Raw genomic sequence first — 17,768 nt, 5'->3', positions numbered from 1 at the left:
AGGATGAGAGGATGGCCAGGATCCTGATTGGAGGCGCGGTGCTGGCGGCGATGACCGTTCCGGCGGCGGCGCAGGACGCGCGGATGACGGTGATGGCCCCGCCCGCCGAGCCGGCGGCGATCCCGCTCGGCACCGGCCCCGGCCAGAGCGCTACGGCACCGGCGGAAAGCTGGTTCCGCCAGTATGGCGTGGCGATGACGCGCAACGTGTCGGTTGCGACGCTGACCCCGGTGCTACCCGATCCAGCGAAGGCGACGGGCGCGGCGGCGATCGTCGCGCCCGGCGGCGGCTTCCTGATGCTGTCGATGGAGAATGAGGGCTGGCGGGTCGCCCGCGCGCTCGCCGATCGCGGCATCGCCGCCTTCGTCCTCAAATACCGGTTGAAGCCGACCCCGGCCGACCTGCCCGGCTTCGAACGCGCGGTGAATGCGATGTTCGCCAGCGTCGGCCGCCCACGCACCCGGCTCGGCCCGGACGCGGCGGCGGCGGGACTGGCCGACCAGGTCGCCGATGCGCGGGCCGCCGTCCGGCTGGTGCGGGCCCGCGCCGCCGAATGGCAGGTCGCCCCCAACCGGATTGGCATGATCGGCTTTTCGGTCGGCGCGATGACGACGATGGTCACGGCCCTGTCGGCCCCCGACACCAAGCTGGCCTTCATCGCGCCCATCTATGGTTCGATGGAAGCGGTGATGGTGCCGAAGGCCGCGCCGCCGCTGTTCGCGGTGCTCGCCGCCGACGATCCGCTGTTCGCGCGCAAAGGCCTGGGCCTGATCGATTCCTGGCAGCAGGCCGGGCGGCCGGTCGAATTCCACCTCTACCAGGGCGGCGGCCATGGCTTCGGTCTGGGCAAGCCCGGCACCACCAGCCCCGGCTGGTTCGACGCCTTCACCCGCTGGCTGACGGTCAGCGGCATCACCCCCTCGGCCCCAACCGGCCAATCCTCGGGAGCAGCAGGATGAAGCGACGCGCCTTGTTACCGGGCCTGATCATGGCCCTGACCCCGGTCGCGGCGACCGCGCAGGCGCCGGCGGCCGGCCCCACGGCGGTGCCGCCGCTCGCCGATTTCTTCCAGCCCGCCACCGGCGGCGCGGTCGCGACGGACGAGGACGGCTTTCTCCGGCGCTGGCTGCTGCTCGAGCCGATCGCCAAACCCAATCCCACCAATGCCGTCTTCACCGGCACCTATGTCCGTCAGGCATTGTCGCCGCAAACCTATCCCGGTCGCTTCGCCGCCGTGCCGCGTGACGGGCAGATGGTGCGGGTCGACCGGCCGCTGCGCTGGCATGCGCTCGACTCGCGGCTCTGGGACGTCAAGCTGTTCAACTTCGCCCAGGCGCTCGGCCAACCCAAATATGGCGTGATCTTCTGGGCGGTGACGGTGGTGAACAGCCCGCGCGAGATGCGCGACGTGCGCCTTGCGGTCGGCTCCAACTCGGCGTCGCGCTGGTGGCTGAACGGCGATCTCGCGGTCGAGGCGTTCGACGACCGGCGGATGGTGATGGACGATGTCCTGTCCGACCGCATCACCCTGAAGAAGGGACGCAACGTGCTGCGCGGCGCGGTGATCAACGGGCCTGGCCTCAGCGATTTCGCGATCCGCTTCGTCGATGCGGCCGGCCAGCCGATCCGCGACATCACCAACGACGTGAAGTGAGGAAGCTCGTCATGACCAGGACCCTTGCCCTGCTGGCGGCCGGCGCCGCCGCGCTCGTCGCCGTGTCGCCCGCGCCCGCGCCCGCGCAGCTCGCCGGCAACGTCTTCATCCACGATCCCTCAACCGTCACCGAGTCGGACGGCAAGTGGTTCACCTTCGGCACGCGCGGCGGCGGGCTGATCTCAGACGACGGCTGGACCTGGCGGGGCGGCGCGGAGCGGCCCGGCGGCGGCGTCGCGCCCGACATCATCCATATCGGCGACCGCTATTATGTCGCCTATGCGGTCGGCGGCGGCGGCATGTCGGGCGGCCATGCCAGCCAGGTCAAGATCATGTGGACCAAGTCGCTCGATCCCCAGTCGCGCGACTTCGGCTATCACGATGTCGGCGTCGTCGCGGCGAGCGACGGGGTGGAGAACCAGGACGCGATCGACCCCGCCTTCCTCTATGTCGATGGCCGGCTGTGGCTGAGCTACGGCACCTATTTCGGCTCGATCCGCATCATCGAGCTCGACCCCAAGACGGGCCTGCGCGTCGCGGGCAACCAGCCGGTCGACATCGCCATCGACATGGAGGCGACCGCGTTGATGCACCGCGACGGCTGGTATTATCTGCTCGGCACGCACGGCACCTGCTGCGACGGGCCGAATTCGACCTACAATATCCGGGTCGGCCGGTCACGGAACGTGCTCGGGCCCTATGTCGATGCAATGGGCCAGCCGTTGCTGAAGGGCGGCGGCAAGCTGGTCGCCGGTGCCTATGGCCGGGTGCAGGGGCCGGGCCATTTCGGGCTGATCGACCTGGGCGGCGACACCCAGAAATTCTCGATGCATTACGAATCCGACCTCGACCGCGGTGGCCGCAGCGTCCTGGCGATCGAGCCCCTGCTCTGGCGCGACGGCTGGCCGGTGGCGGGCAGCAACGTGCGCGCCGGCGATTACGAGATCCAGTCCGAGCGGAGCGGCAATGCGCTGCAGCTCAAGGTCGATTTCGTCCGCATCCCCTTCGACGTGCGCGCCAGTTTCATGGCCAAGCCGACCGACCCGACCAGCCCGTTGCCCGATCAGCGGCTGGCGGACGTCGAGGGCCAGTGGCCGGCGGGGGCGACGCGGGTCGAGCTGGCGGCGCATATGAACCGTCCGAACCAGCGCTGGACGGTGACGCCGATGCCCGACAAGGGCGGCTGGTTCGGCGCGCCTTATTATCGGATCGGCATCACCGGCACCCAGCGCGTGCTGGCCACGACCCCGGCGGGCGAGGTGGAGGCGGCACCGGGCTATACGGGGGCGGATGCGCAGCTGTGGCGGATCGACCAGCTGACCGATGGCAGCTATCGGATCACGCCCAAGGTTCGCGCCAAGGGGCAGGACAGCGCCTTGATGGCGATCGGTACCAGTACCGTGTCGCTCGCGGCGTTCGATCCGCGTAGCGATGCCGGGCGGTGGCGGTTCCAGATGCCTTGAGCGGTTTCGAACGTAGCTGTTCCCCGGCGAAGGCCGGGGCCCAGTTGGGAAGGTCGATGTAACGGAGCGATGCCCTTCATCACCAGCGTCCCCAACTGGGGCCTGGCCTTCGCCGGGGAACGGAGACGTGAAACGCGACCTCTTCGCGCCTTCGCTGAACCAACGTCGATTCCGATACCGAAAAGGCCGCAACCCTTCACAGGATCGCGGCCTTTCGCTTGCTACCTCGGGCGTCGAAACGCCCGAAATGATCCCCTTACGCCGCCAGCTTGCGCAGCACGTACTGGAGGATGCCGCCGTTCAGGAAATATTCCAGCTCGTTGACGGTGTCGATCCGGCACCGGGTCTGGAACGTCTCGCTGCTGCCATCGGCGCGGGTCAGCGTCACCTCGACCTCCTGGCGCGGGCGCAGGCCAGCGACATTATGGATGGTGAAGGTCTCGGACCCGTCCAGCTTCAGCGACTTGCGATCGATCCCGGCCGCGAACTGGAGCGGCAGCACGCCCATGCCGACCAGGTTCGAGCGGTGGATGCGCTCGAAGCTCTCGGCGATCACCGCGCGCACGCCGAGCAGGTTGGTGCCCTTCGCCGCCCAGTCGCGCGACGAGCCAGTGCCATATTCCTTGCCCGCGACCACGACCAGCGGCGTGCCGTCGGCCTTGTAGCGCATCGCCGCGTCGTAGATCGGCATCACCTCGCCGTCATACTTGGACATGCCGCCCTCGACGCCCGGCACCATCTCGTTCTTGATGCGGATGTTGGCGAAGGTGCCGCGCATCATCACCTCGTGGTGACCGCGGCGCGCGCCATAGCTGTTGAAGTCGGCGCGGCTGACCTGATGCTCCTGCAGGTACTTGCCCGCCGGGCTGTCCGCCTTGATCGAGCCGGCCGGCGAGATGTGGTCGGTGGTGATCGAGTCGCCCAGGATCGCCAGCGGCTTCGCCTCGATGATGTCCGACACCGGCGCCGGAGTCATCTCCAGCCCGTCGAAATAGGGCGGGTTGGCGACATAGGTCGAACCGGCGCGCCACTGATAGGTGTCCGAGCCGGTCACGTCGATGCCCGACCATTTCGCGTCGCCCTGGTAGACATTGCCATAGCGGTTGCGGAACATCGCATCGTCGATGTTCGCGTTCATCAGCGAGGTGACTTCGTCGTTGGTCGGCCAGATGTCCTTCAGATACACGTCCTGACCATCCGACCCCTGGCCGATCGGCGTCGTGTTCATGTCGGTGGTGACCGTGCCCTTCAGCGCATAGGCGACGACCAGCGGCGGCGAGGCGAGGAAGTTGGCGCGCACGTCGGGCGACACGCGGCCCTCGAAGTTGCGGTTGCCCGACAGGACCGAGGCGGCAACCAGGTCGTTCTCGTTGATCGCGGCGCTGATCGGCGCGGGCAGCGGGCCCGAATTGCCGATGCAGGTGGTGCAGCCATAGCCGACCAGGTTGAAGCCCATGGCATCAAGGTCCTCGGTCAAGCCCGCCTTGTCGAGATAGTCGGTGACCACCTGCGATCCGGGAGCGAGCGAGGTCTTCACCCAGGGCTTGGGGGTCAGGCCGAGCGCCCGCGCCTTGCGCGCGACCAGACCGGCGGCGACCAGCACCGACGGGTTGGAGGTGTTGGTGCAGGAGGTGATCGCCGCGATCACCACGTCGCCGTCGCCGATGTCATGGTCGCGCTCGGCGACCGGCGCACGGACCGGGCGCTCCTTGTGGTACACCTTGAACAGGTCGCCGTTGAACACCTCGTCCACCTTGCCCAGCGACACGCGGTCCTGCGGACGCTTCGGCCCGGCGAGCGACGCGGTAACGGTGCCCATGTCGAGCTCCAGCGTGTCGGTGAAGATCGGGTCCGGGCTGTCGGCATGACGCCAGAAGCCGTTCTCCTTGGCATAGGCCTCGACCAGCGCGATATTTTCCTCCGACCGCGCGGTCAGGCGCATATAGTCGATGGTGCGCTCGTCGATCGGGAAGAAGCCGCAGGTCGCGCCATATTCCGGCGCCATGTTGGCGATCGTCGCCCGGTCAGCCAGCGTCATGCTGGCGAGGCCGGGGCCGAAGAACTCGACGAAGCGGCCGACCACGCCCTTGGCGCGCAGCATCTGGGTGACGGTCAGCACCAGGTCGGTGGCGGTGATGCCCTCGTTCAGCGCGCCGGTCAGCTTGAAGCCGACGACCTCGGGGATCAGCATCGACACCGGCTGGCCGAGCATCGCCGCCTCCGCCTCGATGCCGCCGACGCCCCAGCCCAGCACGCCCAGACCGTTGATCATCGTGGTGTGGCTGTCGGTGCCGACCAGCGTGTCGGGATAGGCGATCGCCGCCTCGCCCTTGGCATGCTCGCCGATCTCCTTGGACGACCAGACCGCCTGGCCGATATATTCCAGGTTCACCTGGTGGCAGATGCCGGTGCCCGGCGGCACGACCTGGAAGTTATCCAGCGCCTTGCTGCCCCATTTCAGGAACTCGTAGCGCTCGCCGTTGCGCTGATATTCCAGGTCGACATTGTCCTGGAACGCCTGGGGCGTGCCGAACTCGTCGACCATGACCGAATGGTCGATGACGAGGTGGACGGGGACCTGCGGATTGATCTTCTCGGCGTCGCCGCCCAGCTTGGTCATCGCGTCGCGCATCGCGGCGAGGTCGACGACGCAGGGCACGCCGGTGAAATCCTGCATCAGCACACGCGCGGGGCGATACTGGATCTCGCGGTTGGAGCGCGCGTCCTTCTGCCAGTCGACGATCGCCTGGATGTCGTCGCGCGTGACGGTGACGCCGTCCTCGAAGCGCAGCAGGTTCTCCAGCAGCACCTTCATCGAGAAGGGCAGGCGCGACACGTCGCCCAGCTGCTCCGCCGCCTTGGCGAGCGAGTAATAGTCATAGCTCTTGCCACCGACCGACAGGGTCGTGCGGGTGTTGAGCGTGTCCTGGCCGATGGCGGTCATAAGGATCCTTCTGCCTGTCTATGCCCCAGCGCGCCGGGGACGCGGGCGCAAGGACCGCAGGGGGCGCGAAGGGCAGGGGTGTGGCGCGCGATAGCAGCGCACCGGCTGGGGGGAAAGGGGGCGGCGCGGGGATTCTCCCTCGGGCCGCCCGGTGACGATGGTCTTCATCATAGCGGGTTTGCGCCTCGCGCGGGCGATGGTGCGCCATGCATCGCCCTAACCATTCCGGCGGCGGCAGGCGAAAATATAGACGCAAACATAATCAGCCGGATAGCCGGAGATCGTATAATATTCCTCTCTCCAGTGCTCGCGTCGCGCTGGTCGCCGCCTATGATGCATCCATTCTCCTCAAGATGCGGCGGACCAGTATAGATGACGATCCGGGCCAAGCTGATTGTGTGTCTGTCGTTGCTGGCGCTGGCCTTCGCCGGATTGACGCTGACGCTGCATCTGTCGCTTCACGCCAACCGGCAGGCGCTCGGACGCTTGATGACCGGACGGATCGCGCCCCTGCGCGACTTGAAGGTGGTCGCCGATAAATATGCGGTCGATATCGTCGACGCGGCGCACAAGGCGCGCAACGGCAACGTCACCATGGCCCAGTCGCTGGCGCACGTGCGCGATGGCCGGGCCGAGCTCGCCGCGCATTGGCGCGCCTATGCCGCGACCCGGCCGAGCGGGCATGAGGCGATCCTGGCGGCGATCGCCGAGCGGCGGATGCGGGCGGCGGACCGTCATGTCGCGACGCTGGAGGCGATCCTTGGCCGGGGCGACCGGCCGGCGCTCGACCGGTTCGTCACCGACACGCTGTACGGAACGATCGACCCCGTCTCGGCGGCGATGAGCGACCTGATCGACGAGCAGATCCGGCAGGCCGATGTGCAGGTCGCGTGGATCAGCACGGTGGACCGGGGCGCTGCGGTCACCGCCTGGGTGCTGGCGGCGGCCGCCGCGATCGTCTGGCTGGTGTCGCAGCGCGTGACGCAGCGCGGCGTTGTTCACCGCATCGACCGGCTCGCCGGGACCATGGAGGATCTGGCGGCCGAGCGTCCCGTCGACATTCCTGGTGTCGAGGATGCGGACGAGCTGGGCCGCATGGCGCGCGCCTGCGAGGTGTTCCGGGCTCGCGGCGCGGCGCGGATCGCGGCGGACCAGGTCCAGGCGGCGACGCAGGCACGAGTGACGCACGACCTGCAGCGGACGATCGCCGCGGTGTCGGAGGGCGACCTGACCTGCGAGATCCCGCCCGACTTCCCCGCCGACTATGCCGCGGTCGGGCGCGACTTCAACGCCGGGCTGGCGCATCTGCGCGGGCTGATCGGATCGGTGCGGATGAGCGCAGCCTCGATCCGGACCGGATCGAGCGAGATCGCGCTCGCCTCCGAGGACCTGGCGCGTCGCACCGAGCAGAGTGCCGCGAACCTGGAATCGACCGCCGCCGAGATCGGCCGGATCGAGGCGCGCGTCGTCGCGTCCGAACGGTCGGCCGAGGAGATGGTGACCAAGGCCGGCGACGCGATCGCAACCGTCGGCAATGGCCGCGCCGTCGCCGACGAGGCGGTTGCGGCGATGCAGCGGGTTTCGGCCAGCGCGCGCGGCATCGACATGGTGATCGAGGGGCTCGACAAGATCGCCTTCCAGACCCGCGTGCTGGCGATGAACGCCGCGGTCGAGGCGGGGCGCGCCGGCGAGGCGGGGCGGGGTTTCGCCGTGGTCGCCGACCTCGTCTCCGCCCTGGCGATGCGCGCCGAAGAAGAGGCGAAGCGGGCGCGCTCGCAGCTCTCCGTCACCCAGAGCGAGATCGTATCCGCCGTCGATCTGGTGCAGCGGGTCGACGGCGCGTTGTCCGACATCGCCGGCGATGTCGGTCTGGTGCATGGTCTGGTCGGCCGGATGGCGGCGGACAATCAGGCGCAGGCCACCGCGATCGGCCAGATCGCGCGCAACGTCACGGCGATGGACGGCGCGACGCAGCAGAATGCGGCGATGGTCGAGCAGACGTCGGCCGCCGCGCGGACCCTCTCGCACGAAGTGGAAGGGCTGGCGCGGCAGGCGGAGAGCTTCGCTGTCGAGATGCCGCAGCGGCCGGGCGCGGCGAACGCGACTCCGGCCGGCATGATGCTGGAACTCACCTGACAGCCAGCAAAAAACGGCGTCGGTCGAGAGGATCGACCGACGCCGCCAGGGCAGGGGAATGCCACCCCGGAAGGGGTCCGGGGCAACCTGGGAAAAGGGTCAGAAGCGCGCGCGCACGCCGACGCGGTAGAAGCGGCCCAGCGTGTCGTAGAGCGCCGGATTGACGTCGAGCCCGGTGTTGGTCTGCGGCGACGGGGTCGGGTCGCGGTCGAACAGATTATCGACCTTGAAGAACATCGCCACTTCCTTGGTCACATTCACCGACCCGCCGATATCGACATAGAAGGCGCCCTTCATCCGGTTATAGTCGATCGTCGGGTTGTTGGCGGTCGAGACCGGGCAGTTGCCGGCCGAGCAGACGACATATTGGTTGCCGAACACGCCGTCGCTGAACCAGCGCTCCTGGACCAGCAGGCTGAACCGGTCATTGTCATAGGTCTGGATGGCCAGCCACTTCCAGTCGGGCGTGGCGCCCGAATTGGCGCCGGCCGAGTCGACCGGGATGGTGCCGGGCAGGCCGGGATCGGTGATGAAGTCGATCACGTGCGTGCCGAGACCGCGCAGCGTGAAGTTGCCGTCCAGGCCCAGCGGGTTGCGCCACTGGTAGCTGGCCTCGATGTCGAAGCCGCGGGTCCGGATCGAGGCGAGGTTGAACGACTGAACGTTGACGAACTTGAAGTCGCTGTCGAGGTCGAACGCGCCGCAGGTGGCCGGGATGTTTTGGACCACGCACAGATTGACGATCTGCTGCGCCGACAGGCTGGAGACGACGTCCTTCACCTTGATGTTGTAATAGTCGAACGACAGGCTGAGCCCGGGCAGCCAGGACGGCCGCGCATAGACCACGCCCGCCTCGGTGCTGCGCGCAGTTTCCGGGCGGAGCTGCGAATTGCCGATCGTGTTCTGGATGATCAGCACCTGCCGCCCATTGGGGAACTGCGCCGAGGTGCGCGGATCGGTGAAGTTGGGCACGGTGGTGGTGGTCGGCGCGGCGAACAGCTCCGACAGGTTGGGTGCGCGCACGTCGCGCGAGGTGACGGCGCGCAGGCGCAGCCCGTCGAGCGGCGTCTCCCAGGTGCCGCCGACCTTCCAGGCATAGATCAGGCCCGAGGTCGAATAGCGGGTGGCGCGGCCGGCGAGATTGACGTTGGCCTTGCCCAGGACTTCCGAGTCGAGCACCGGCAGGTTGAGTTCCAGGAAGCTTTCCAGGACGTGGTACTTGCCCGACCCGTTCTTGTAGTTGCCGGCGTACCAATTGCTGCCGGTCGCCGAATTGAGGATCGGGTCGACCGGGTACAGGTCCGAATTCGGGCTGATCGCGGAGACGCCCGCACCGTAAGGGTCGGCGTTCACGCGGTAGAATTCACGGCGATATTCCGCACCGAAGGCGACCGCGAGCGGCCCGGCCCACAGCTCCAGCGGCGTTCCCGACACGCTGATCGCGGCGGCGTCCTGGGTCTGCTTAGTATGCTGGAAGGGACCGTTCTCCGGAACGATATACGACAGTGCGCCGGCCGACGGCGTGAAGCCGCCGAAGATGTTGATCGGTTGGCAGCCATTCGCCCGCGCGACGGCGTCGGCGCAGACGATCTGGCCGTTGATCCGGGTCGCATTGATCGCCTGGTCGTAGCGGCGGGTCAGCAGGATGTTGTCGACATTGATGTCGGTGATGTTGATGCCATGTTCGTAATAGGCGTCATAGGACCAGTTGGTCCCGCCCAGATCGGCCTTGCCCTTCAGCCCGCCGACGAAGCGATACTGGCGACGATCGGTATGGACCTTGATGTTGGGCAGGATCGCGCTGCTCAGGCCATATTGGAACGAGGTGATGCCGTTCGCCGCGCAGGCCGCGGTGATCGACTCGGGCAGATAGGGATTGGCGCATTGGATGGTCAGGCCGCTGCGTGCCGCGCCCGGATTGGGCTGGTTGCTCGACTTGACCTGCGCGACGTTGACGGTGGCGTAGATCTCGGTGTCGGGCGCGATGTCATAGCCGATCCGCGTATAGCCGTTCAGCCGCTGGAGCGCGGATTGCAGCGAGGTGCCCGAGCCGACATGGCCCGACTGGTCGCCGCCGACGCAGAAGCCGACATAGCAGCCGATCACGCTGCCGCCGGCGTTCTTGGCGGGCACGCCGTTCGAGCCGTAGTTGAACTGGAAGGGGACGCCGTTCACGTCGAACGCGGTGCCCTGCAACGGTCCGTTGCTGATCAGGCCGTAGCGGGTGTATTGATACGCCTGCGCATGGTCGCGGTAGTTGAACTGGGGCGATCCGTTGTTGCGGATGCCGGTGTCGACCAACGTGCTGGCGCGATACCAGTCGCGGCTGCCGGCCAGGTCCTCGCCGAAAAAGCCCGGGCCGACGCCCTGGTCCTTGGCATATTCGCCGCTCAGGATGACGTGCAGCTTGTCGTCGGCGAATGCCTTGCCGACCGCGGCTTGGGCCAGCACCTGCCCGCCATCGCCGTAATTGGTGACGCCGGTCTGGAGGTTCCCCTTGAACCCGGTGAAGCGCGTATCGGTGATGAAGTTGATGACGCCGCCGACCGCGTCCGATCCATAGGAGGCGGAAGCGCCGCCGGTGACGATGTCGACCCGCTTGATCAGCAGCTGCGGGAACTGGCTGATGTCGGGCACGCCGGTCACATTCGCGCCGACCACGCGTTGCCCGTCGAGCAGCGTCAGGGTGCGGATCGTGCCCAGGCCGCGCAGCGAGAAGGAGCTGAGGCCCTGGGTGCCGCTCGACGTGCTGAACGTGCCGGTCTGCGCGCCGGTCGAGCCCTGGAGCGATGGCAGCTGCGCGACCGTGTTGAAGATGTTGGGCTGCGCGTTCTTGAGGATCTGGTCCTCGCCGATCACCGTGGTCGGCGTCGGCGCGTTGAAGCCGGTGGCGGTGATGCGCGTGCCCGTGACGACGATGTCCGCGCCGGTGGTCGGCGCCTGTTGCGGCTCGGCGGTGCCGTCGGTGGTGGTCTCGGGCGCGATCAGCTGGTCCGGCGCGGCAGGATCGGCGGAGCGGGTCGAGTCCGGAACGCCGGCCTGGTTCTGCGGCGCGGCCGGTGCCGCCTCCTGCGCCAAGGCCGGGCTGGCGATCAGCGCGGCGGCCAGCACGATCAGGCTGGTAGCGTTATCATAAACCCGCGAACCTCGTGTCCGCCCGCGACTGCCCTTCGTCATCATCCATCCCCTTGGTCGTTGGGGCCGCCCGTTCGATCGGACCGGTCCCCTGGTCGGTGGCGATCCTTTTACGCCAACCGGGCGCGCCGGGCATCTACGACCAAAGTCGCAGCGGTCGACGTCGCTTCGGGGAAGGGGCGGGCAACGGCTGCGCCAGCCGCGCTTACAGGAGGGAAGACCTCGCCCCGATCGTGCACACGCCTACCTGGCGCGGCCGGCGAAGCGCGTGGAGCGGATCGAGGAATGCAATGGGCCGTGCCAAGCCGCGCCCCCGCGACCGGTACACCCCTGTGCCGCACCGTCGGCCTGCTACCGCTCCGTGTAGGAGGGGATTGGAGCGAGGCCGATTGGCTGGAGAATCACCGCGCCGCCGACACCCGCCAGATCGCGTTGCCGACATCGTCCGCCACCAGCAGCGCGCCGCTGCGATCGGTGATGACGCCGACCGGCCGGCCCATCGCGTCGCCCTTGGCGTCGAGGAAGCCGGTCAGCACGTCGACCGGCTTGGCCCCTTTCACCGGATAGCCGGTCGGGCCGAACGGGACATAGACGACCTTGTAGCCCGACACCGGCTTGCGGTTCCACGAGCCATGCTCGCCGACGAACGCGCCGTTCGCCCAGGCGTCGCCCAGCCGGGCGCTGTCGGCGAAGGTCAGGCCGAGCGCGGCGACATGCGGTCCCAGCGCATAATCGGGACGCTTGGAATATTCCTGCAATTGCGGGTTCTTGGGCTCGACCCGGTTGTCGGGATAGCCGCCCCAATAATACCAGGGCCAGCCGAACTGATCGCCGAATTCGACCTGGGTCAGGTAATCGGGCGCGAGGTCGGAGCCGAGCATGTCGCGCTCGTTGACCACGGTCCAGAGCTGCTTGTTGATCGGGTTGATCGCCATGCCGTTGGGGTTGCGCAGGCCGGCGGCATAGATGCGCCAGTTGCCGTTCGGCCAGACCTGGAGGATGTTGGCGCGGTACTTCTCGCGCTCGATCCCCTCGTCGGCGATGTTGGTGCGCGATCCGACCGAGACGAACAGCGTCTTGCCGTCGCCCGACACGATCACGTTGCGCGCCCAGTGATTGCCGCCGCCCGACAGCGCCATGACCTTCACGGGTCGGGCGGTGATCCGCGTCTCGCCGTCGCGATAGGGGACGCGGACCAACGCATCGGTGTTGGCGACATAGAGCTGCCCGTTCAGCAGCGCCATGCCGAAGGGCGAGTTGAGCCCCTGCATGAAGACGTGACGCTCCTCCGCGATCCCGTCGCCATTGGCGTCGCGCAGCAGCGTGATCCGGTTGGCCGAGGGCACGCCCGCGCCGACCTTGCCGAACAGGTGGCGCATCACCCAGCCCTGGAGGCCGCCGCCCGAGCGCGGCGGCGAGTTGGTCTCGGCGACCAGCACGTCGCCATTGGGCAGGCGATAGAGCCAGCGCGGATGATCGAGCCCGGTGGCGAAGGCCGCCACCGCCAGTCCGGGCGCGGGCTTCGGCGTCACGCCCTTGGGCCAGCCGACCGCGTCGGCGACCTTGACGGTCGGGATGGTCTGGACGCGCGGCGCGGTGATGTCGGGGCGGGCCCCCGCCACCTGATCGACCGACAGCTTCGCCTCGTCGGGCCAGGCAATATAGACGACGAACCCGATCGCCACGACGAGGACAAGCGCGAGGACGCGCAGGACGTGCTTCAACATGCCGGCAAGTTAGGCGCTCCGCTCGCCGAACGGAAGGGCCGATGGCATGGCCATCGACCCATCCGGACCCTCAGGCCTCTTCCAGCGTCGCCTGTTCGGCGGGCGGGTGGAGGCGCAGCCGGTGGATGCGGCGTTCGTCGGCGTCGATGATCTCGAACGTCCAGCCCGAGGGGTGGACGACGCATTCGCCGATCGCCGGGACATGGCCGGCCAGCACCGCCGCGAGGCCGCCCAGCGTATCGACATCGCTGTCCGCCTCGCCCAGCCGTTCGTCGATCGCCTCGGCGGCGTCCTCCAGTTCGGCGCGCGCGTCGGCGTCCCATCCGCCATTGTCGAGCGGGATCAGCAGCGCCTGGGGCGCCTCGTCATGCTCGTCCTCGATCTCGCCGACGATCTCCTCGACCAGGTCCTCGATCGTCACCAGGCCCTCGGTGCCCGAATATTCGTCGAGCACGATCGCCAGATGAACGCGCTTCGAGCGCATGTCGGCGAGCACGTCGAGTGCGCCGCGGCTCATCGGTACATAGAGCGGTTCGCGGATCAGCGACGCGATCGAGGCGGGCTGCGGCCCGCCCCGCGCCAGGATCGCGAACACGTCCTTGATATGGACCATGCCGATGATCGTATCGAGCTTCTCGCGATAGACGGGCAGGCGGCTGTGGCCGGCCTCCGCGAAGATCTGGACCAGATGCGCGAAGCTGGTCCGCTCCTCCACGGCGACGATATCGGCGCGCGGTACGCCGACATCGCCGGCGTCGCGCTCGCCGAAATGCAGCAGGTTGCGCACCATCTGCCGCTCCAGCGGCGACAGATCCCCCTTGGCGTCCGGCGCGGGATCGTCCTCGTGCCGGTCGATCGCCTCTTCCAGCTGCTCGCGCAGCGATTCCTCGGCCCCGTTGCCGAAGATGAGGCTTTTCAGGCCGCGCCAGATGCTTTCATCGTGCGCGGCGCTACTTCGGTCGTCGGCCACGGTCAGTCCTCACGTATCAGATAGGGATCGGCGATGCCGAGCGTGGCGAGCGCCTGGCGCTCCAGTTCCTCCATCGCCTCGGCCGCCTCGTCGTCGTCGACATGGTCATAGCCTAGCAGATGGAGCACGCCGTGCACCATGAGATGGGTGGCATGGTCGGTCACCGGGATGCCGCGCTCCGCCGCCTCGGCCGCGCACACGCCATGCGCCAGCACGATGTCGCCCAGCAGCAGCTCGCCATCGTCGCTGTTCTGGCTGACCGTGTCGATCAGGTCGGGCTGCACCATCGGGAAGGACAGGACGTTGGTCGGCTTGTCCTTCTGCCGGTACTGGCGGTTGAGCGCCTGGACCTCGGCATCGTCGGTCAGCCGGACGCTGATCTCGACCAGCGCGGGCGTGGTGATGAGCGGCCCCTGCGGCGTCCGCTCGATCGCGGCGCGGGCGGCGCGCTCGGCGATCGCCTGCCAGTCGCCGTCCGGCCATGGCTCTTCGCGGGAAAGTTCGATCTGGATCATGCCCGGTCCTTAGCCGAGATGGGGAGGGGGGAACAGCACGCCCGTGGTGACCGGGCGTGCCGCGCGTCAGGCGTTCGGGCCCTCATAGGCCTCGACGATGCGGCCGACGATCGGATGGCGGACGACATCGGCGGCGGTGAATCGGCTCATCGCGATCCCCTCCAGCCCTTCCAGACGGCGCACCGCGTCCGCCAGGCCGGAAGCGGCGACGCCGCCGGGCAGATCGACCTGGTTGGGATCGCCACAGATCACCATCCGGCTGTTCTGGCCGAAGCGGGTCAGGAACATCTTCATCTGCGCCGGCGTGGTGTTCTGCGCCTCGTCCAGGATGACGAAGGCGTCGCCCAGCGTCCGGCCGCGCATGAAGGCGATCGGCGCGATCTCGATCTCGCCGCTGGCGATCCGCCGCTCGACCTGTTCGGCCGGCAGGCAGTCGTAGAGCGCGTCGTAGAGCGGGCGAAGGTAGGGATCCACCTTCTCCTTCATGTCGCCGGGCAGGAAGCCCAGCCGCTCGCCCGCCTCGACCGCCGGGCGCGACAGGATCAGCCGCTGCACCGACCCGGTGATCAGCTGCGCCACCGCCTGGGCCACCGCCAAATAGGTCTTGCCGGTGCCCGCCGGCCCCAGCGCAAAGATCATGTCGTTGGCGACCAGTTCCCGCATGTAATGCGCCTGGGCCGGGGTGCGCGGCACGATCGTCTTCTTGCGCGTGCGGATCATCACGCCGGGGCCGCGCTGTCCCTCGGCTGAGACGATGCCGTCGAGCGTCGGCTCGGCCGCCATCGCGATCGCGGCGTCGACCAGCCCGGTATCCACCGGCTCGCCGCGCTCGACCCGGTTATAGAGATCTTGGAGCACGTCACGGGCCAGCGCCACCTGCTCGGCGGTGCCCTCCAGCCCGATGCGGTTGCCCCGCGCGGTGATGTACACTCCCAGCCTGTTCTCCAGCGCGACCAGATTCTGGTCGTACTGGCCGAACAGCAACGCCAACGCCTGTGGGCGGTCGAACACCAATTCGGTGCGGGAACGCTCGCCCAGGCGGGCGGGGACGGGCTTGCGGCTCATGCGGTCCTTTCAGTGTCAGCGAGTCGAGGGTGAATGTGGGACGCCGACGCCCGAAAGGAAAGATGTCATGCGGCCTCGGCCATTTGCACCACGCCGGACAGGGAGACCGGGCCGGCGGCGGTAAGCGTCACCTCGACCAGGTCGCCGATCGCATGGTCGCCCATGAAATGGACCGATTGCAGCCAGGGCGACTTGCCGAGCATCTGCCCGGGCAGCTTGCCGCGCCGCTCGACCAGCACCTGGCAGCGGCGGCCGACGGTCGCGGCGTTGAACGCCTGCTGGTCGCGGCCGAGCGCGGCCTGGAGGCGCTGGAGCCGATCGTCCATCACCGCCGCCGGCACCTCGTCGGTCAGGCCCGCGGCGGGGGTGCCGGGGCGCGGGCTGTATTTGAACGAGAAGGCCTGGGCATAGCCGACCTCGCCGACCAGGCTCAGCGTGTCCCGGAAATCCGCCTCGGTCTCCCCTGGAAAACCGACGATGAAGTCGCCCGACAGCGCAATGTCGGGCCGCACCGCGCGCACCCGGTCGAGCAGGCGGAGATAGTCGTCGCGGCCATGGCTGCGGTTCATCGCCTTCAGGATGCGGGTCGCGCCGGATTGCACGGGCAGGTGCAGGTAGGGCATCAGGCTCTCCACATCGCCATGCGCGTCGATCAGGCCCTGTCGCATGTCGTTGGGATGGCTGGTGGTGTAGCGGATCCGGGCCAGGCCGGGGATGCGGTCGAGCGTGCGGATCAGGTCGTGGAGCCCACGACCATCATCGTCCCAGGCGTTGACGTTCTGGCCGAGCAGCGTGATCTCGCGCGCACCCGCCTCGACCAGCGCCCGCGCCTCGACGACCAGATCGTCGAAGCCGCGCGAGACCTCGGCGCCGCGGGTGTAGGGCACGACGCAATAGGTGCAGAACTTGTCGCAGCCCTCCTGCACGGTCAGGAAGGCCGAGGGGCCGACCTTCCGCCGCGCGGGCAGCTTGCCGAACTTGGAGGCGAGCGGCATGTCGGTGTCGAGCGCGGGCGCGCCCGCCGCCGCCCTGGCGACCAGGTCGGGCAGGTTGTGATAGGCTTGCGGCCCGACCACCACATCGACCTTGGCGCGCGCGACGATCTCCTCGCCCTCGGCCTGGGCGACGCAGCCGGCGACCGCGATCATCGGCTTGCGGCCGTGCTTGCGCAGGCGGCCGATGTCCGAATAGACCTTCTCCGTCGCCTTCTCGCGGATGTGGCAGGTGTTGAGCACGACCAGATCGGCGCTGTCCGCATCGGCGGCGGTCAGCCCCTGCGCGGCCATGAGTTCGGCCATGCGCTCGCCGTCATAGACGTTCATCTGGCAGCCGAACGACTTGACGTGGAAGGTCTTCGGGAGGGAGTGGGGGAGGTCTTTGCTGGGCGCGGTCATCCCGCGCCGTTACCAGAAGCCGGCGCGAAAGGGGAGGGGGCCGCCATGTCGTCCGCCGCCCTCAGCGCCGCGACCGCCGCCTGGGCCTCAGCGGCGATGGTCTTGCGATGGCCCTGTGGCAGAAAGGGCGCGCCGAAGCGCAGGGTCGGGCGGAAGCGGCCGGGCCGGCGCAGCACGCGCAGCGCATGGGTCAGGCCGGTTTCGTCACCCCAGATCAGGTCGCGCGCCGCGCCATAGTCGATCCGCACCGGCTGCACGCACAGCCCCCGCGGCGGCGGGGCGAGCGCGCCGAGCAAGGCGGGCTTGAACGGCAGCAGCGTGATGCCGTCGCCCGTCGTCCCCTCCGGGAAGATCACGATCGGCCAGGGGCGGGCGAGCGCTCCGCGCAGCCGCTCGACCTGGTCGGCGACGCCCAGCCGGTCGGCCCGGTCGACGAAGAGCGTGTGGTTGAGGCTCGCCAGCCAGCCGACCAGCGGCGTGGCCTGCAACTCGGCCTTGGCGACGAAGGCCGCCCCGGTCTCGCCCGCGAGCAGCAAGATGTCGATCCAGCTCAGGTGGTTGGCCAGCATCACCGTCTGCGCGCCGGCCGGCGTGCCGATCACGACCGGACTCGCCCCGATGATCCGCGCGCAGCGCCGCAGGAAGCGACGCGGCCAGGGCGAAGGGCGGCCCGCCAGTCGCCACAGACCGTGGAGCGGCAGCGCGACCAGCAAGGCGCCAGCCATCCCGGCGACGCGCGTCGCGAGCCGGAGATCGGCGATCACG

The 17,768-nt window shown here is 68.5% G+C and carries 12 protein-coding genes; 4 read left to right on the top strand and 8 right to left on the bottom strand.

The features are described from left to right. Positions 1 to 11 precede the first annotated feature (11 nt). The 3 genes from GGQ96_RS14045 to GGQ96_RS14035 are packed head-to-tail and all read left to right on the top strand — an operon-like array spanning position 12 to position 3,117. Entirely contained in the window at positions 12 to 959 is a 948-nt protein-coding gene (locus GGQ96_RS14045) for an alpha/beta hydrolase (RefSeq protein ID WP_184115885.1), read from the top strand. Beyond that, on the top strand, positions 956 to 1,654 hold the full coding sequence (locus GGQ96_RS14040; RefSeq protein WP_184115883.1) for an acetylxylan esterase: 699 nt from the start codon (positions 956 to 958) through the stop codon (positions 1,652 to 1,654). The genes GGQ96_RS14045 and GGQ96_RS14040 overlap by 4 nt, the downstream gene beginning before the upstream one ends. An 11-nt stretch (positions 1,655 to 1,665) precedes the next feature. Next, on the top strand, positions 1,666 to 3,117 hold the full coding sequence (locus tag GGQ96_RS14035) for a family 43 glycosylhydrolase (RefSeq protein WP_184115875.1): 1,452 nt from the start codon (positions 1,666 to 1,668) through the stop codon (positions 3,115 to 3,117). Positions 3,118 to 3,373: 256 nt separating this feature from the next. Here GGQ96_RS14035 and acnA read toward each other — a convergent pair whose 3' ends face one another. Next, positions 3,374 to 6,061: an aconitate hydratase AcnA gene (gene acnA / locus GGQ96_RS14030; protein WP_184115873.1), complete on the bottom strand. Its 2,688-nt coding sequence runs from the start codon at positions 6,059 to 6,061 to the stop codon at positions 3,374 to 3,376. Positions 6,062 to 6,433: 372 nt separating this feature from the next. Here acnA and GGQ96_RS14025 point away from each other — a divergent pair, with 372 nt between their 5' ends. Then, positions 6,434 to 8,197: a methyl-accepting chemotaxis protein gene (locus tag GGQ96_RS14025; RefSeq protein WP_184115871.1), complete on the top strand. Its 1,764-nt coding sequence runs from the start codon at positions 6,434 to 6,436 to the stop codon at positions 8,195 to 8,197. Between the two features lie 99 nt (positions 8,198 to 8,296). Here GGQ96_RS14025 and GGQ96_RS14020 read toward each other — a convergent pair whose 3' ends face one another. The 7 genes from GGQ96_RS14020 to GGQ96_RS13990 form a co-directional block, all read right to left on the bottom strand. Next, positions 8,297 to 11,377 carry a TonB-dependent receptor plug domain-containing protein gene (locus tag GGQ96_RS14020; protein ID WP_221239983.1) on the bottom strand — a complete coding sequence of 1,027 codons (3,081 nt, stop codon included), beginning with the start codon at positions 11,375 to 11,377 and terminating at the stop codon, positions 8,297 to 8,299. 356 nt (positions 11,378 to 11,733) lie between these two features. Beyond that, positions 11,734 to 13,059, bottom strand: coding sequence for a PQQ-dependent sugar dehydrogenase (locus tag GGQ96_RS14015; RefSeq protein ID WP_184115867.1), 1,326 nt, complete (start codon positions 13,057 to 13,059; stop codon positions 11,734 to 11,736). A 70-nt stretch (positions 13,060 to 13,129) separates the two neighbouring features. Then, positions 13,130 to 14,029, bottom strand: coding sequence for a transporter associated domain-containing protein (locus GGQ96_RS14010; protein WP_184115865.1), 900 nt, complete (start codon positions 14,027 to 14,029; stop codon positions 13,130 to 13,132). 2 nt (positions 14,030 to 14,031) lie between these two features. Then, positions 14,032 to 14,544: an rRNA maturation RNase YbeY gene (ybeY, locus tag GGQ96_RS14005; protein WP_184115863.1), complete on the bottom strand. Its 513-nt coding sequence runs from the start codon at positions 14,542 to 14,544 to the stop codon at positions 14,032 to 14,034. 66 nt (positions 14,545 to 14,610) lie between these two features. Continuing rightward, a complete protein-coding gene (locus GGQ96_RS14000; RefSeq protein ID WP_184115855.1) occupies positions 14,611 to 15,609 on the bottom strand; it encodes a PhoH family protein in 999 nt (332 codons plus the stop codon). A 65-nt stretch (positions 15,610 to 15,674) separates the two neighbouring features. Continuing rightward, positions 15,675 to 17,003 carry a tRNA (N6-isopentenyl adenosine(37)-C2)-methylthiotransferase MiaB gene (gene miaB / locus GGQ96_RS13995; protein ID WP_184115853.1) on the bottom strand — a complete coding sequence of 443 codons (1,329 nt, stop codon included), beginning with the start codon at positions 17,001 to 17,003 and terminating at the stop codon, positions 15,675 to 15,677. After that, positions 17,000 to 17,767: a 1-acyl-sn-glycerol-3-phosphate acyltransferase gene (locus GGQ96_RS13990; RefSeq protein ID WP_184115851.1), complete on the bottom strand. Its 768-nt coding sequence runs from the start codon at positions 17,765 to 17,767 to the stop codon at positions 17,000 to 17,002. Before GGQ96_RS13990 ends, miaB begins: the two co-directional genes overlap by 4 nt. Position 17,768 lies beyond the last annotated feature (1 nt).

Origin of the sequence: Sphingomonas abaci (assembly GCF_014199625.1) — a bacterium.
GTDB classification, from domain to species: Bacteria; Pseudomonadota; Alphaproteobacteria; order Sphingomonadales; family Sphingomonadaceae; genus Sphingomonas; species Sphingomonas abaci.
This window is presented reverse-complemented; position numbering and strand designations above follow the sequence as displayed.

Bases quoted from the DNA above. Each gene is read 5' to 3' on its own strand.
- GGQ96_RS14015 (WP_184115867.1), bottom strand. From the start codon at position 13,059: ATGTTGAAGCACGTCCTGCGCGTCCTCGCGCTTGTCCTCGTCGTGGCG.
- GGQ96_RS14040 (WP_184115883.1), top strand. From the start codon at position 956: ATGAAGCGACGCGCCTTGTTACCGGGCCTGATCATGGCCCTGACCCCG.
- GGQ96_RS14035 (WP_184115875.1), top strand. From the start codon at position 1,666: ATGACCAGGACCCTTGCCCTGCTGGCGGCCGGCGCCGCCGCGCTCGTC.
- GGQ96_RS14000 (WP_184115855.1), bottom strand. From the start codon at position 15,609: ATGAGCCGCAAGCCCGTCCCCGCCCGCCTGGGCGAGCGTTCCCGCACC.
- miaB (WP_184115853.1), bottom strand. From the start codon at position 17,003: ATGACCGCGCCCAGCAAAGACCTCCCCCACTCCCTCCCGAAGACCTTC.
- GGQ96_RS14045 (WP_184115885.1), top strand. From the start codon at position 12: ATGGCCAGGATCCTGATTGGAGGCGCGGTGCTGGCGGCGATGACCGTT.
- acnA (WP_184115873.1), bottom strand. From the start codon at position 6,061: ATGACCGCCATCGGCCAGGACACGCTCAACACCCGCACGACCCTGTCG.
- ybeY (WP_184115863.1), bottom strand. From the start codon at position 14,544: ATGATCCAGATCGAACTTTCCCGCGAAGAGCCATGGCCGGACGGCGAC.
- GGQ96_RS14025 (WP_184115871.1), top strand. From the start codon at position 6,434: ATGACGATCCGGGCCAAGCTGATTGTGTGTCTGTCGTTGCTGGCGCTG.
- GGQ96_RS14020 (WP_221239983.1), bottom strand. From the start codon at position 11,377: ATGATGACGAAGGGCAGTCGCGGGCGGACACGAGGTTCGCGGGTTTAT.